4 protein-coding genes are annotated in these 17,879 nt (G+C 51.1%); 3 read left to right on the forward strand and 1 reads right to left on the reverse strand.

The features are described 5' to 3' along the window. The first annotated feature begins 13 nt into the window (after nucleotides 1–13). On the forward strand, nucleotides 14–1,318 hold the full coding sequence (locus BMZ56_RS18150) for a flippase (protein WP_181127811.1): 1,305 nt from the start codon (nucleotides 14–16) through the stop codon (nucleotides 1,316–1,318). Here the strand turns inward: BMZ56_RS18150 and BMZ56_RS18155 are convergent. Then, nucleotides 1,299–2,222, reverse strand: a complete 924-nt coding sequence (locus tag BMZ56_RS18155; protein WP_090629072.1) for a glycosyltransferase family 2 protein — start codon at nucleotides 2,220–2,222, stop codon at nucleotides 1,299–1,301. The genes BMZ56_RS18150 and BMZ56_RS18155 overlap by 20 nt on opposite strands. Before the next feature lie 171 nt (nucleotides 2,223–2,393). On the opposite strand from BMZ56_RS18155, the gene BMZ56_RS18160 reads away from it, so the two are divergent. Then, the gene (locus BMZ56_RS18160) at nucleotides 2,394–8,993 is read left to right on the forward strand and encodes a polyketide synthase (RefSeq protein ID WP_218146613.1); all 6,600 of its coding nucleotides are present in this window, start codon (nucleotides 2,394–2,396) and stop codon (nucleotides 8,991–8,993) included. A gap of 10 nt (nucleotides 8,994–9,003) precedes the next feature. Then, the gene (locus BMZ56_RS18165; RefSeq protein WP_090629075.1) at nucleotides 9,004–17,463 is read left to right on the forward strand and encodes a non-ribosomal peptide synthetase; all 8,460 of its coding nucleotides are present in this window, start codon (nucleotides 9,004–9,006) and stop codon (nucleotides 17,461–17,463) included. Nucleotides 17,464–17,879: the final 416 nt, after the last annotated feature.

The following is a 17,879-nucleotide window of genomic DNA, read 5'->3' on the forward strand; positions in this document are numbered from 1 at the left end:
CTCAAATTATTGGTTGAGGTCGGGATCTATCAATCTGCTTCAAAACGCACTGACGTTAATCATTTCATTTAGCTCATTTTATTTCCTGATCAGGACGCTGGACAAAACGGATTTTGGCGTATGGGTATTATTCATGTCCGCAGTGTCGATCATGGAATTCGCGAGGACCGGATTGATCAGCAAGAGCTTGATTACCTATTTGTCTTCAGCTCCAAGCAACGCTCATAATTCAATCATTACGGCGTCCTTCGCCGTTAACCTATCACTTACGATCGTGCTGGCTGCAGCCTGCCACCTATTAGCTCCCTTATTCGGCAAACTGTGGGACAGTCCGCAACTTGTCCCGTTGTTTAATCTGTATATCGTGACATTTGTCATCTCCGGTTTCCTGCTACAGTACCAAGCCATCGAGCAGGCACAGTTGCAATTCCGGGGTGTATTTCTTTCGAACCTTATCCGGCAAGGTACGCTGCTGGCTTTCGTTTTATACGTGTATTTCAACGATCGGCATACGTCATTGAGCGCATTGGTACAGGTAATGACCTGGGGTACCTTGGCAGCGACGCTTGTGTCGCACTATTTAGTACGCGGCACATTCAAGCTATGGGGAAAGCTGGACAAGTACTGGCTGAAACAATTGCTTCAATATGGTAAATATTCTTTCGGCACGTCGATGATGGCGGTAGTTTCCAGTTCAATAGACCAGATGATGATCGGCGGGTTGGTGTCTGCGACCTCTGCGGGAATTTACAACATTGCCGTGCGTGTTACCAACATGATCAACATCCCCACCAATGCGGCAGCCACCATTGTTTTCCCACAAAGTGCACGACGACTCGAAGATGGTGGAAATGATGCCGTAAAATCCCTCTATGAGAAATCAGTTGGGGCTGTTTTGGCCATGCTTTTCCCCGCTATCATTATCGCATCTTTATTTGCTGGGCCTGTCATCCATTTCATTGGAGATGACCGTTATCCGGAGTCGATACCGTTGCTGCAAATCACCTTAGTTTCTGCATTTTTCATCCCATTCACCAAACAGTTCGGGACCATCCTTGACTCCATTGGCGGGGTGAAATTAAATTTTTACGTTACCGTTGTATCCGTTGCGCTCAATGCGCTATTGAACTATGTATTTATCCGCCATTGGGGGATTGTTGGCGCCGCAGTTGCCATGTTGATTTCTTACCTGATCCTTTTTGTCGCCACACAATTGATCCTGAAAAAAATACTGGGTGTACGTACCGGTGCCGCGTTGGTTTATGCGTTCAAAAGCTACGGCGAGGTCTATAATAGACTCAGGCATCGGGCAACTTGATGCCCAATTCCCGGCTATCGGTGGAATGTGTGAGGTTCCATCCGATTGCGCGCAACGCCGCGCGGATCAAATCAAACCGGCCTTTGCTCAGGTACTTGACCAGCAAGACGGGCGTGGCAATCAGCAGGTAGTAACAACTAAAGGCAAATGCGGTAGTCCACTTCGTATTCCGTCGGATAAATAACCAGCGGTTGCGTACCATAAAGTAGGTCTTCAATGGACTCTCCTTCCCCACGCTCATCGATTCTTTGTGGTAAATTGTTGCCTTTCCGGTGAAGCCTGTTTTAAGACCCGCGCGCTTGAACTTCTCACACCAATCCAGCTCTTCGTAATAGAGAAAAAAATGTTCTTCCATCAGCCCCACCCGCTCAAGGTCCGACCTTCGGCACATCATGGCCGCTCCATGGCAATAGCCCGTTTCAGCGGTGATATGGCTGTATTGCCCGTTATCATCTGTCAGGAAGCCGATGCTGCTGTTACGGCCAGTCAGGTAATTCATTGATGTAAACCCAGCATACTGGATTTTGCGCTTATCTTCGTGGTAAAGGATGAGCGGGGAAAGTAAGCCGATCTCCGGATGGCGTTCCAGCTCGCTGCACATCGTAGGAACAAGGCCTGCGGTTATTTCCGTGTCATTGTTCAAAAAGAGTAGATAATCGCCTGTTGCGTATCGGACACCGAGGTTATTACCGCCCGCGAAACCAAGATTTGCTGCTGACTGCACATAGATGACTTCCGGATATACCGTTTGAAAGAAATCCCGATTATCCACTTGGCTTCCATTGTCCACGACTATGACCTCGAAGGCGGTATCGGGTGCATGTGCAATGATCGAACGTAGAAAATCAGCAGTAAGTGCCGGCTGTTTGTAATTAACGGTAATGATAGATACCTTCGTTTCCATCTGTTTGTAAATTGTGCTGCAAAACTATCTTTTTTCCCGATAACCTGAATCGCTATCCCTAATAATGGTAAAGCTTGTAGGCCTTATCCTACAATTACCTGTAGCATATACGCTACAAACGTAAAATATGGCGGCGGATTTAGCGGTACATATTAACTATCAGGTGTAATTTTGAAGCATTTACAAATGCTAGGTAAACGGAAATTTGCTACCCTCGTCGATCTGTTTCGCCAACAGGTGGAAAAAACGCCATCCCGCACAGCGGTGGTGTTTAACCATCAGTCGTTGTCGTACCGCGAATTGGACGAACGGGCGAACCAGGTAGCCCACTTGCTGATCGCAAAAGGTGTAACCCAAGAAACGCTTGTTGCGATATGCCTCGAAAAGTCTTTGGAAATGATTGTCGGTATGCTGGCTATCTTAAAAGCCGGTGGTGCGTACGTTCCCATCGATCCAGCGTATCCCGAAGACCGCATAACCTATGTGCTGAAAGACATAAACGCCAGCGTTGTATTGACCGCCGATGAAAGCATCGGACTCTTCGAATCCATTAGTAAAGCAAGTGATCAGGCATTCACAATCTTAAACCTATCGCAGCCGGACTCCTACGTTGGCCAGCCAATCACCTTGCCCGAGTCGGCAAACTTATTATCCGGGGATAACCTGGCCTACATCATTTATACTTCGGGGTCGACAGGGCGCCCCAAAGGGGTGATGATCAGCCATCGGAATGTCGTCAGGCTGTTTGTAAATGACACTCCGCTTTTTGATTTCGATGAAAGGGACGTATGGACGATGTTCCATTCGTTTTGCTTTGATTTTTCAGTCTGGGAGATGTATGGTGCGTTGCTGTTCGGCGGGAAGCTGGTGATTGTTCCGAAAAACGTAGCGCGTGATGCAAGCTTATTTTGCCAATTATTGGCAGATGAAGGTGTTACTATATTAAACCAAACACCGTCTGCGTTCTACATCCTGCAAGACCAGATTTCCTCCTTAACGCTGCCTTTACCGCTGCACGTCAGGTATGTGATCTTCGGCGGCGAAGCGCTCAATCCCGCCAAATTAACAGCCTGGCATGAACGCTACCCCGATTGCCGCCTGATCAATATGTACGGAATCACGGAAACGACCGTACACGTAACCTATCAGGAGATCGAAAAAAACCACCTGGATGAAACGACCAGCGTCATCGGAAAGCCTATCCCTACGCTTTACGCCTACATTTTGGACGAGAGCCTCCGCGCGGTGCCGGCGAATACGGCCGGTGAACTCTTTGTCGGTGGCGATGGCTTAGCCAGGGGCTATCTGAACCTCGAACAACTTACGGCCGAACGTTTTATTGCGGACCCCTACCGTAGCGATGGAGCTAAACTTTACCGTACCGGTGATTTGGTGAAGCAAGCGGATGACGGCACATTGGAATACCTGGGCCGTATAGACGAACAAGTGAAGGTACGAGGGTTCAGGATAGAGCTCGGGGAAATTGAACACGCCATGCAGCAAATTCCGGAAGTTGTACACGGCGTTGTCGTTGCGGCAAAAAGGGAGAATGGCGACACCCAACTTATTGGTTACTATGTAGCCAAACAACCGCTGCGCAAATCATCCATAAACGAGTTCCTGCGCGGCCGGCTACCGGAGTACATGGTACCTCCATTGCTCGTGGAAGTCGACCATATTCCCTTGACAAGCAACGGCAAGGTGGACAAAAAAGCATTGCCCATCCCGGATGGGTCTCAATTGTCAACCCGTACCTATGTGGCGTTGAAACACAAAACCGAGCGTACGATCGCTACCTGCTGGAAAACCGTGCTAACTATCGAACGGATCGGCCGGGATGACAATTTCTTTGAACTTGGGGGCAACTCCCTCTTGGCACAAAAAACAACCATTGAATTAAGAAAGGCCGGTATCGATAGTACGGTGATTAACCTATACCGATATCCTACCGTGCGGGAACTGGCTCGTTTTCTGGATGGAAAGAACAGCTCCTCCCCGGGCGGAAAAATCAGGAACACGAATCCGGTAATACACCGGGATAAGGATGTCGCCATCATCGGTATGGCGGGCCGTTTTCCCGGCGCCAATACAAGTGAGGAATTATGGGATATCCTCGTCAACGGGAAGGAAACCATCCGATTCTTCAGCGAGGAGGAACTGGACCCATCTATTCCCCTGGCAGACCGGATGTCACCCGATTATGTCAAAGCCCGTGGCGTCATTGACCATGCAACCGACTTCGACGCTTCTTTTTTTGGCATACATGCCGCACAAGCCGAATTAATGGATCCCCAGCACCGGGTTTTTCTGGAGATCTGCTGGGAGGCGCTCGAAAAAACGGGGTATGTGCCCCAGAAATTCGACGGATTTATCGGGGTGTATGCGGGCTGTGCCCAAAATACGTACTTCACCAACCATGTGCGGGCGAATGGTGAATTGCTGGAGAAATCCGGCGGGATGCAAGTGCTGACAGCAAACGACAAGGATTACCTATCCAGCAGGGTGGCTTATTCGCTGGATCTGAAAGGGCCGGCCGTTACCGTGCTGTCTGCCTGTTCCACGTCGTTGCTCGCCGTGGCGCAAGCCGCGGAAAGTATCCGAAGCGGTCAGTGCGACCTTGCACTGGCCGGTGGCGTATCGATCACCTGCCCCATCAACAGCGGGCACCTGTATGAGGAAGGCGCCATGCTGAGCAACGACGGCCATTGCCGTCCGTTTGACCGGGACGCCCGGGGTACCCTGTTCAGCGACGGTGCCGGCGTAGTGGTGCTGAAAGACAAAAAACAGGCAGAAGAAGACGGCGACGTGATCTACGCGGTGATCAAAGGTGTCGGCATCAGCAACGATGGCCGTGTAAAAGGAAGTTTTACCGCTCCAAACGCCGGGGGTCAAGCGCATTGTATTGAGATGGCTATCCGGGATGCACAAGTGGATCCCGCAGACATCTCCTATGTAGAAACGCATGGAACCGCAACGCCATTGGGAGATCCGATAGAAATTGAGGGACTCCGGTTGGCCTTTGGAGATCAAGCAGAACATCAATACTGCAAAATTGGTTCGATAAAAAGTAATCTGGGCCACCTGACGCACGCTGCCGGTGTTGCGGGATTAATTAAGGTAGCGATGTCTCTCTATCACAAGAAGCTCCCGCCTTCCATTAACTACCGCAGGCCGAATCCGGAAATCAATTTTGAAGAAAGCCCCTTCGTCGTGAACGACCAACTGAGCGATTGGCTACCCCGACGGGAAAGACGGATCGCCGGAGTAAGCTCCTTTGGCGTAGGTGGGACCAATGTGCATGTCGTTCTGGAAGAACACGACACCCCTACGGATGCCATCATCCCGGCGGAATCAGGCAAGGGTACTTCCGGCCTCCACGTGATCAACCTATCGGCCAAAAGCGAAACGTCCCTGCAGCAATATGCTCACAAATTAGCGGTGTTTCTCGATCGTCATCCCGGCATAACGATCACAGATATCGCTTACACCTTGCAGCAACGGCGGGAAGACTTGGACTACCGGAGTGTTACGATCGTTTCCAGCGCCAGTGAGCTGGTTAACAGCCTACGCACCTATCCGCTGCAAATACACAAAGCCAGCAGAGACCGGGAAGCGGTCGCGTTCCTGTTTCCGGGACAGGGTTCCCAATTTCCAAACATGGGAAAGGAACTGTATGCCCTTGAAAACGTATACCGGGAAGCAATCGATGAATGCAGTACGATACTGTTTGATATACTCGGAGAAGATATTCGGAAGGTAATTTTTGTGGAAACCATTGATCCGGATACCCAGGAAAAGCTAAGGAATACAAAATATGCGCAACCGGCCCTGTTTATCACGGAATACGCCTTAGCCAAATTATGGATGAGCTGGGGGGTGCTGCCTACCGCTTTCATCGGGCATAGCATCGGCGAATTCGTCGCTGCGCATCTGGCCGGAGTTTTCTCCTTGGCCGATGCACTGAAATTGGTAGCGATCCGCGGACGCCTGATCGCTGGCCTCCGCCCGGGAAGCATGCTTTCGGTAAGAGGCGATGCGAGCCATATCGCCCAGTTGATGCCAACGGGTATATCCATGGCGGCGATAAACGCACCATCTCTATGCGTGGTAGCAGGCGAAACACCGGCAATCCGGGATTTTTCTATTGATCTCGATGCCCAAGGAATCGCCAACAAGCTGTTGGAGACCAGCCATGCGTTCCATTCGGACATGATGGAGCCGGTATTGGAAGCGTTCAGAAATGTTTTTGAAGGGATCACACTCCGCACGCCCAACAAGCCGATCGTCTCTACGGTGACCGGCACCTGGCTGAAGGATGAGGAAGCCACCGATGCCGATTACTGGGTACGCCATGTGCAGGCTACCGTACGGTTTTCCGATGCGTTGCTCTTTATCGAGGAGGAGCTGAATCCGATTTTTCTGGAGGTGGGCCCCGGCGCAGTCACCGCAACCTTGGCGAGACAGCACGGCAGCCTTATTGCGCCGAACGTTATCAGCGGTATACAACCGGTTGATGCGCTTCGCAACCTGTATGCCGCAATTGGCAAACTATGGATTGCAGGCATACAGCCGGATTGGGACCGTGTGAACCGGAGACAGGGCAAACTGGCCGGGCTTCCCACGTATGCTTTTGACCGAAAGCGGCATTGGTTATCACCCAAGATGCCCGCAATCGAAGCGCCTGTGGAAACGGCAAACAACGGCAGCTACAAAGAAAATATGACAGCAGTCCATATGAATAGAAAAACCGTACTCATTGATAAGGTAAGGACCTTGCTTGAAGATGCCGCAGGCATCGAGATCAATCCGGAAGCAACCCACTCCAACTTCGCTGAGCTTGGCCTTGATTCGTTACTTCTGACCCAAGTTGCCCTCAGCATGAAAAGGGAATTTGGCGTACCCGTTACGTTCAGGGGACTGAGCCAAACCTACGCAACGCTGGATTCGCTTGCCGAATACTTGGACCAGACCCTGGAGCCCGATGCGTATCGCGTTACGAACACGATAGCCGCCGACCGGGTTGTGTTACCCGTACAGCAACAGGGGGCTCAGGGAGCCACTGACTTGAACGCCATCCAACTGATTTCCCAGCAGATCGCGTTGTTGTCTCAGCAGGTCTCTTTGCTCCAGCAGGGAACACCACCCGTCGTTAACGCGGTGCCCGCCGACAGCCGGCCGCGTGTTGAGCAACCGGGTCAACCAAGCCCTTGGAGTGACCTCACTGCCGAGGAAACCTCCGAATTGAAAAAACCATTTGGAGCCACGGCCCGGATTGAAAAAAAAGCTTCCATGCTTACCTCGGGCCAACAAGCCTATCTGGACAGCTTCGTAGCACGCTATACCGAGAAAACCGGCAAAAGTAAATCTTATACTCAGGAGCACCGCCAACACATGGCTGATCCCCGTGTCGTATCGGGTTTCAAACCTGAAACCAAGGAAATCGTCTACCCCATCGTGGTGAACAAATCCAAGGATTGCCGACTGTGGGATATTGACGGCAATGTGTATATCGACGCCCTGAATGGGTTTGGTTCCAACTTCCTGGGCTATCAACCCGAAGCAATCAAACAGGCTCTGATACAGCAGGTAGAAGAAGGGTACGAAATCGGTCCGCAGCACGAGAAGTCGGGCGAAGTTTGCAAGTTAATATGTGAATTTACCGGATTTGATAGGGCCGCATTATGTAATACGGGGTCGGAGGCCGTTTTGGGTGCCATGCGTATCGCGCGGACGGTTACCGGCCGGTCGACCATCGTGGCTTTTACGAACTCGTACCATGGAATCATGGATGAAGTGATCGCTCGGGGTACCAAGAAGCTGAAGACTTTTCCGGCTGCGCCCGGCATTATGCCCGAAGCGGTACAAAACATGCTGATTCTTGATTACGGTACGGAAGAGTCGCTTCAGATTATCCGGGAACGGGCGCATGAACTGGCGGCTGTGCTGGTAGAACCCATCCAAAGCCGGAGGCCTGAATTTGTACCTGTTGAATTCCTGCGGGAGCTGCGGGAGATCACGGCCCATGCGGGCACGGCACTGATATTCGACGAGGTCATATCCGGGTTCCGGTTCCACCCACAGGGTGCCCAGGGCCTGTTTGACATCCAAGCAGATATTGCTACGTATGGCAAGGTAGCCGGCGCTGGCATTTCCATTGGGATTATCGCTGGCACTACCCCCTATATGGATGCATTGGATGGCGGTTTTTGGTCTTTTGGCGATGATTCTGCGCCGGAAGCTGGTGTAACGTATTTTGCCGGCACGTTTGTGCGGCATCCATTGGCGCTGGCCACCACCAAAGCATCGCTCGAATACCTGAAAGAACAAGGGCCGCAACTGCAGGAGACTGTTAATAAGCGCACAAAAACGCTGGTGGATCATCTTAACCGGATATGCGAACGTTACCGCACACCACTATACATTGCTCATTTTGGATCGTTGTGGAAGGTAAAATATCGGGAAGAGTACCCCTACAGCGAACTGCTATTTGCCGCTATGCGACTGCAGGGTATCCATATCCAGGATGGGTTTCCATGCTTTTTGACCACTGCCCATACCGATGGCGATATCGAAGCGATCGCACAGGCGTTTGAAGCAAGTGTCAAAGAGCTAGTTGAAGCGGGTTTTATTCCTACCCCGGAAGATGACATCGAAACGCCTGTACCTCCTACGCCCAACGCACGGCTGGGCAAAGACCGGGATGGCAATCCGGCCTGGTTTGTGGCCGATGAAAAGAATCCGGGGAAATATTTACAAGTCATAACGGATTAGATTACATCGCGTGAAACCACATAACTACACCACCATTGCCGTCGACTTTGACCCTTTCGCACAAGGCGAGATTGAAAAAACGATACACCTAACCGAGTCACAGGAGGAAATCTGGACGGCATGTATCATCGGGGGTACCGAGGCCAATTGCTCCTACAACGAATCGCTGTCGCTGATTCTTCGCGGAGATTTCCAGCACGAGGCGATGCTCCACGCATTGCAAGCCGTTGTCAACCGGCACGAGGCGCTACGCGCCACAATCAGTGCGAATGGCGAGCACCTTTGCATTCATGCGGAACACCGTATCGAGTTACACCGCGAAGATCTATCTTCACTCCCTGCCGCTGAACAAGCGGTATCCCTCGAAAATTATGGAATCCGTGATGCAGAGACGCCCTTTGACCTGAAAAATGCCCCTCTATTCAGAGTTGCCATTTTCAAATTGGGCGAAAAGGAACACCATATCCGGTTGACGGCACATCATATCGTTTGCGACGGATGGTCTTTTGGCATTATCCTGGAAGACCTGGGTGCGCTGTATACCGCATATGTGACAGGTGAACCCGCAGCGCTTGAACCCGCAATCGGTTTCAGTGCGTATGCATCGGAAACAAGCGCATATGAACGCACCGCGGCGTATAACGAATCGTTGTCGTATTGGGTTGAAAAATACACGGATGAAATTCCTGAAATTAACCTTCCGCTCGACCACCCGCGCGCTGCCAGCCGCAGCTATGCCAGCTTCCGAAAAGATAGCCGCCTTGACCAAGCTATCGTCAAAAAAATAAAGGAACTCGGGCAATCGACCAACACCAGTATGGTGAATGTATTAATTGCCCTGTTTGAAGTTTACCTCCATAAATTAACCGGCCAGCAGGAATTCGCTTTCGGGTTGCCGACTTCCGGCCAACTGGCTACCGGGAACTTCAACCTGGTGGGGCATTGTGTCAACTTATTGCCGATCAGAAGCACGGTAAATCCAGCACAGTCGTTTTCGACCTACCTGGCGAAAAGAAAGGATGAGTTGCTGAATGACTACGACCATCAGCTCGTCGGGTATGGTGCAATTTTAAAAGCCTTAAAGATCAAGCGGCAAAAATCCACGCTGCCGCTGATTTCCACGATTTTCAATGTAGACCTCGGCATTAGCGAAAAGATAATTTTCCAGGGATTGGATTATGCGATCGTATCAAACCCCAGAAAATTTGATGTGTTCGATTTTTCCGTAAACCTTACCCAGTCATTAGGCGAATATGTGTTGGAATGGTCATACAATACGGGGCTGTTTGATCCCGACAGCATCGACCGGATGGCTAATGGATTTCTGCACCTACTGAAGGACGTATTGAAGCATCCACACGATACCATCCGTACGTATACACAGATTGATGCACATCAGCAGGCGGTTATCGACCATCTGAACGATACCACATTTACGTACGACAAGTCGCAGACGGTACACGGGATGTTCCAAAAAGCCGCTGCGCGGCATGCCGGGAAAACGGCGATCGTATTCGAGGACAGGCGTATGGACTATGCCGAGCTGGAATGGCAATCAAACCAGTATGCACGGTATCTTATTGATCGTGGTGTAAAAAAAGGTGACCGGATTGGCATCGTGCTTTTCCGAAACATCGACCTGATTGTTTCACTGCTAGCGACCATGAAGGCGGGGGGCGTGTTCGTGCCCATCGATCCGCATTTGCCGCAGGCGAGGATCGAGCAAATCCTGAATACGGTCGAAGCTAAGCTGGCGATTGTCAACGAGCCCTTCAGCTATACGGCTGGCGAGACCCTTACGACCGCACAGATTGCGGCAGCTTCGCGGCATTACCACGAAGAAGCGATAACTGCGGAGATTGCGGGCGGAGATTTGCTTTATATCATTTTTACCTCAGGCTCAACCGGAACCCCCAAAGGTGTGAAAGTAACGCATTCCAACCTGGTTAATTTCCTCATCAGCACCCAGGAAGAGCCGGGTATGACGGCAGATGACCGGTTCCTGTTTATCACGCCGATATCATTTGATGCCGCCATGCTGTTATTCCTGCCCCTGATTGCCGGGGCAGCGCTGATCATCGCAGATGATGAGGCGATCCGCGATGGGCGCCGTATCCATGAAATGATGATCGCCCATCAGGTAAGTTGGATGGCTACCACCCCCACTGTATGGAAAATGATCCTGGATTCGGGATGGGATACCCGCCTGGACATGATCGTTCAAAGTGGCGGCGAGCCGCTCGGTCAGGCACTGGCGGCCCAATTGCTGGAACGCTGTACGTCGCTGTGGAACGTCTACGGTCCGACCGAAACCACTATTGCGGTTTTAAACAAGCAGATCGTGACTGCCGATGCACCCATTACGTTGGGAAAGCCGCTAAAAAATACTAAAATTCAGCTGCTTGACAGCCATGGAAACAACGTGCCCATTGGCCAAGTTGGTGAACTGTGCATCTCCGGCGACTGCGTGAGTGAGGGATACTACGGCGATCCCGCGCTTACCGCCCATGCATTTGTACCCGCCCCCCATGCCGCTGAATCGCACGCGATGATGTATAAAAGCGGCGATTTGGGGAAATACCTGCCAAATGGCGAAATCCAGTACGTAGGTAGAATGGACCAGCAGGTCAAACTCCGGGGTCATCGGATCGAGTTGCAGGAAATCGAGCAATGTCTGCTTCAACAAAGCGGAGTAAAAGATGCGGTGGTACACGCGGTAGACGACCAAAAGGGCGACAAAACCCTGGTTGGATACATTGTCCCGGATGCAAACGACGCATCGCTTTGGAAAGATCGCTGGGAAGACTTATATACACTGGGTGTGAAAAGTGAAGAAACGCTTCCCCTACTGGACCAGAATTTAGACCTGGCCATTGTGTCCCAATATTACCAGGGAGCGGACATCGAAGAACAAGGAGTCGAGTGGACCCAGGAAGGCCTGAAACGTCTGAAAGCGCTGAACGCAAAAAAAATCGTCGAACTGGGAACGGGTGGCGGACACCTGCTGTTTGCCCTGGGGGCTGATGTTGAAGCATACGTAGCAACTGATTATTCTGAGGTTGCCATCAACAAGCTGAAAGAAAAACTAAGCATCCATCCCGAAAAATGGCAGCACGTCAAGGCATATACCGCGATGGCCGACGATTTCACGGGAATTGAACCCCTGGCCTATGATCTGGTTTTCCTGCACGGGGTTGCCCAGTATTTTCCCAGCCTGCAATACCTGGAGAACGTGATCCGGAAAGCCACTTCGGCGCTGAAAGCGGGCGGTTGCATTTACATCGGCGACATGCAGACGCTCGGCGCGGTTGCGATGCACTTCTACCTCGATCAGCTCGCTATTACGAGCGATCAAACCCCGATTGAAACATTCAGGGAGGTGACCGAGCTGCGGATAAAGAAAGAAGAAGAACTGAGCGTTGATCCGGAGTTTTTTTATAACCTGCCAGCGATAATTCCTGCCATAAGCAGTGTCGACGTCCAGATACGGGGCGGAAACTACCTCAATGAAGGGACGAAATGCCACTATGACATCTGGTTGTACGTGGGAGATACGGCGCCAAAGGCCGCCGCCCCCCATATTGAACTCACATGGGACTCCGCTTCGGATGCACAGTGGCTACAGCAACAGCTCACTACGTATCCTGACCAGATCGTCCGTGTTACACAGATACCGAACAGCCGGTTGAGCCGGGATTTTGCCTTGCAGCAATTGATCAACCAATCGGAAAATCATACGCACATCCAGGCATTAAAGGATCGGATGCAATCGATACCCGTGTCCGGCTTCAATCCGTCTGATCTGTGGGCCATCGGCGAACAACAGGGATATGCCGCGCACGTCAGGTGGTCTTCCGATGGTTCCGACGGCTGCATTGAAGCGGTATTCATCCCGAAAGGATTGGCTGTGATCCCCGAAAAACCACAGCTTTCGGAAACTTCACCAGCCCGCACGCATGCTTGGCAGTCCGAGGAAGCCGTTCAGGTGGTGAGGTTCCCGGAACACCAAATTAAGCGGTGGAAAAGTGCCTTGCAGGCTACCCTGCCCGACTACATGGTTCCGGCTTTTTACATGGTGCTGAACCGGATTCCGCTATCTGCAAACGGAAAAATAGACCGAACAAAACTACCCAAGCCTGCGGAGGCGCTGGAAAATGCGGTAACAGAAAGCTATAAAGCTCCGCAAACCCATGCGGAGCGTCTCTTGTCGACGATATGGTCGGACTTGCTACTGGTGAAAGATATCAGTACGACGAGCAATTTCTTCGAATTGGGCGGACACTCATTGATTGCTGTCAAAGTAATGCTCGCTATCGAACGCGAAACGGGAAAGCGGCTTCCCATTACCTCGCTGTTTGAAAATTCGACGATCGAAAAACTTGCCCGATTGATCGATGATAACCCCGAAGAACAGCAGGAGCAAACAGCATCCATGCAACCGAACGACATGTCGGCGATAGCAGCACATGCTCCCTTCCGTATCATACCGACTATTGAACCCCAGCGGGAAATCTGGCTGGCCTGCGAGCTGGGCGGCGACAACGCGAACAATGCCTACACCATTACGTTTGACCAAGAATTGGTTGGGCCGCTTCATCCGGAGGCGTTACGTAAGGCCGCGCAGCAGCTCGTCGATCGGCATGAGACGCTTCGTGCTAATTTCAGCGACGATGGCAGTGAACTGATCATAAAGCATCGTGCGGCGGTGGATTGGACCTTCCGGGACTTATCTGATAGGACCGCGGACGAGCAGGCTGCGTTCATCGAAAAAGAAGTCCAAAAACAGGCCAATAGGGTCTTCGACCTCAAAAACGATGTGCTTTTCACCGTTTCACTGTACCGAGTGGCTGAGGAACAGCATCACCTTATCCTCACCACACATCATATTGTTTTCGATGGTTGGTCGTATAATGCTGCCATGACGGAATTGGGGGCATTTTATTCCGCCTTTGTTACCAACACGGCACCAAAAATCGGTATAGCACCCAAATTTAGTGACTACGCATCGGAAGAGCATGCCTATTACCAGAGCAGCGAGCACGAGGCGGTCGTGAAATTCTGGTTGTCAAGGCTTGACGGAGCGCTCGTGCCCGTTGAATTACCCACGGACTACCCACGTCCTAAACAACGTACGTATCACAGCAGCCGGGCCTCGTTTTCCCTATCCGCAGAAAGGTTTGATATGCTGAAGCAAATCAGCAAGAAAGCAAACTGCAGCGTGGCGATGGTCCTCCGGTCCATACTGGAGGTGTTTTTATATCGGATGACGGGGCAAGTCGATATCATTACCGGAATGCCGGTTGCGGGCCAGTTGCTAACAAACCGAGAGCATCTGATCGGGCACTGTGTAAACATGCTACCGGTACGCACGCAGATTGATGGAAATACATCCTTTCCGGACTATCTGAAGACAAGGAAAGCCCAATTGTTGGAAGAATTCAGTCACCAGAAAATAACATTTAGCACCTTACTGCCGCGGTTGAATATCTCCAGGGATAAATCCCGTCCCCCATTGATCTCGGTAGTGATGAATACCGGCGTCTGGTTGGATGACGGTACCACCCTGTTCCACGGCCTGCGAAATGACTTAAAAGATGCTCCGAAATCCTTTGAAAATTTTGAAATCGTATTGGATGCGATTGAGCATGCCGATGGTATGCGGATGAGGTGGGACTACCATACCGCACTGTTCAAACCAGAAACCATCGCGGCCTTTCAGCATCGATTCGAGCAGGTCATCTCCCAACTGGGGGCAGACGAGGGCCTCAAAATTGACCAGGTATCGCTGTTATTGCCAACGGAGCGAAATGGCAGCGCCCTACCCTCCCCTTACCGGAATGACGACCGTCTGGAAACACTGCTGAAAGCAGCGGTTGATCGGCATGCCGATCAAATCGCACTCTCATCAACGCGTGAAAAAATCACCTACAGGGAGCTGGATTTGCGAAGCAACCGGCTCGCAAACGTATTGATAAAAAATGGAATAAAGCCAGGAGAGGCGGTAGGCATGGCCTTGAACCGATCGATCGATGCGATTGTTGCCCTCGTTGCCATCGTCAAATCCGGCGCGGCCTATCTCCCGCTTGACCTCCGCTATCCACAGGAACGGATCAATCAGATCGTGAGCGGAGCATTGCTGAAGGTGGTTATTGCGGAAAAACAGGGTCCATTTACGTTTCCGACCGTGGAAAAGCACGTTACCATCGAATCATTGCTAGCTCAATGCACAGCGGTTGATGCTGCGGCTCCCCACGTACCTTCGGACCCGGATCGAATCGTCTACATCCTGCATACCTCCGGCTCGACCGGCACGCCCAAAGGTGTCTGCATGGGTCAACGTGCACTTGTCAATCTATTGAAATGGCAAATGGAAGCATCCGCGGCCACCGCTGGATTCAATACGCTGCAGTTTTCGCCGCTTACGTTCGATGTATCCTTTCAGGAGATTTTTTCAACACTTCTTACCGGAGGTACGCTGTCACTCATTGCTGACGAAGCACGCATGGATCCCGGTCAACTGCTTCAACACATCCACAACCATTCCATCCATCGCCTGTTTCTTCCGTTTGTAGCCTTGCAATCGCTGGCAGACCATGCCATGACCTTCAACCCGGTTCCATCGTCGTTGAAAGAGGTGATGACCGCTGGCGAACAGTTGAAAATAACCCCGCAGATTGCTTCGTTTTTCAAAACTACCGGGGCTACCCTTTTTAACCAATATGGCCCAACGGAGACGCATGTGGTCACCCAATTTCGGTTGCCCGAAGATCCGGATAAATGGCCAGTGCTCCCTCCTATTGGGCGGCCTATTCCCCATACACCTATATTTATCTTAAATGAGCAGCTCGTTGAAGAGCCGCCGGGTGTTATCGGGGAACTTTGTGTTGCAGGAGCGGCGCTCGCCGACGGCTACCTGAATGCACCGTCGAAAACGGCGGAGCGATTTAAAGCATTTCGTGGGGCGGCTTCCGATCCGGCTATGCGCATCTATAAAACCGGGGATCTGGCCCGCCGGATGCCGGATGGCAACATCGAATTCATTGGCAGGAAGGACTCCCAGATCAAGTTACGCGGCTTTCGCATCGAATTGGGCGAAATCGAACATGTGTTAACCAAACAACCAGGGATACAGGAGGCCGTGGTCATGCTGCGTGAAGACACAGGTACCAAACAGCTCGCCGCCTACCTGGTATTGCAGTCCGACGGCGTATTTGAACGGCAAGCGGTTATCGCACAGCTAAAAACAGAATTGCCCGACTACATGATACCAACGGTCTGGGCAATCATTCCAGCTGTGCCACTTACGAAAAGTGGAAAAGTTGACCGAAAAGCGCTGGGAGCTTTCGCGCCATCCGTGGAAAAACCGCATGCGGACGACAAGATTGCGGCGCAAACAGACACGCAGCAAAAATTGGTTCAGCTATGGCGCAGCTGCCTGAATGCGACAGACATCGGGATCCGGGATGATTTCTTTGAATTGGGTGGTCATTCGCTTGTCGCCGTGAAGCTGATGTCGCAGATCCATCGGAACTTCGGAATTAAATTCCCTTTAGGCAGTCTTTTCGAAAACTCAACTATTGAACAGCAAGCGAAGCTGATTGATGAAAAACAAGATCCCATGCAATGGGATTGCGTGATACCGATACGAAAAGAAGGAAATAAACCGCCGCTGTATTTTGTGCATGGTGCGCTCTTGGACATTCTCTATGTACGAAACTTACTCCCCTACCTCGACCCTGCCCAGCCGCTGTATGGCATACAGGGCATGGGGCTTAGCGGAAAAAGCGAAGCGGCCGGCACCGTGGAAAAAATAGCTGCACATTATGTGAAGGCAATCCTAGCACAAAATCCGGAGGGTCCTTATGCACTTGCCGGCTTCTCATCGGGCGGCTTATTGGCGTTTGAAATGACCAAACAGCTCGAAGGTCTCGGTAAACAGGTACATTTTTTAGGACTGATCGATACGTTTACGCCGAAGCTCCAATTTGGCGGGTTCACGAGCTGGTTCGGCTTCTATTCCGTGGTGATCAAAGAGGGGATCAAGCAGTATACTGCGAAACTGGCTTTCCTATTCGCCGGTTTGCTTTTGGTGGATGCGTTGTTAAAAAACACCCTCGGCAAAGTCAATCAGCGGCGGTATAAAAGGCTGTTCCCAGCCGATTACTGGCGAAGCAAAGCACAGCTTATCCACGCGTTGGCTCAGCGGAAATACAACGCAACTCCCTACCGAGCGAATGCGTACTTATTCAGAAGTCCGGACGAGCCCGGCGTGTCGGGCCTTGCGGATTACGATACCAACGGATGGGGACCGGTAATCGGTGATCAGCTAACCGTCATCCCCATTAAACATGTGCACACTCAATTATTTTTTCCCGAGTCTGTCTCCGATGTTGCGGAAAAAATACAACAGGGAATCGACGACAGTTGGAAAAAATATATTGAACGGATTGCAGAAACTGAGTTTGCCTAACGCTCACGCAAGCTTTTCCAGTTGCCGTGCTTCGTGCATCCGGGTCTTACGGGCTACTTTCTGTTTGGACATGGCAGATCAGTGTGCTTTGATTCCACTATTGGAAACAAGTGAGGCGCGGATGCATTTTTTAGGGGGCGGTGAATCCGCCCCATCTTTTAGAACAGTAGAGCAGAATCGATCGTTGTCATCTGTCAAAACTAAATGCAACACAAGGAGATTCGTAAATTGGCGAATACTGTAATACTCATTAAAAAGTTACAAAATAAATTTGCAATATCAAAACAACTGACTTTATTTTAGTCAAAACTAATTTATTGACCAATTTCTCGGTGCGAAAAGCACTATCAACGCTTAAAAGTGGAATCAATTAGGTAAACGGCGCCTTCAAAAAATATAAGAAGAGGCAAAATATA

The sequence above is a fragment of the Parapedobacter indicus genome (genome assembly GCF_900113765.1).
Classification (GTDB): domain Bacteria; phylum Bacteroidota; class Bacteroidia; order Sphingobacteriales; family Sphingobacteriaceae; genus Parapedobacter; species Parapedobacter indicus.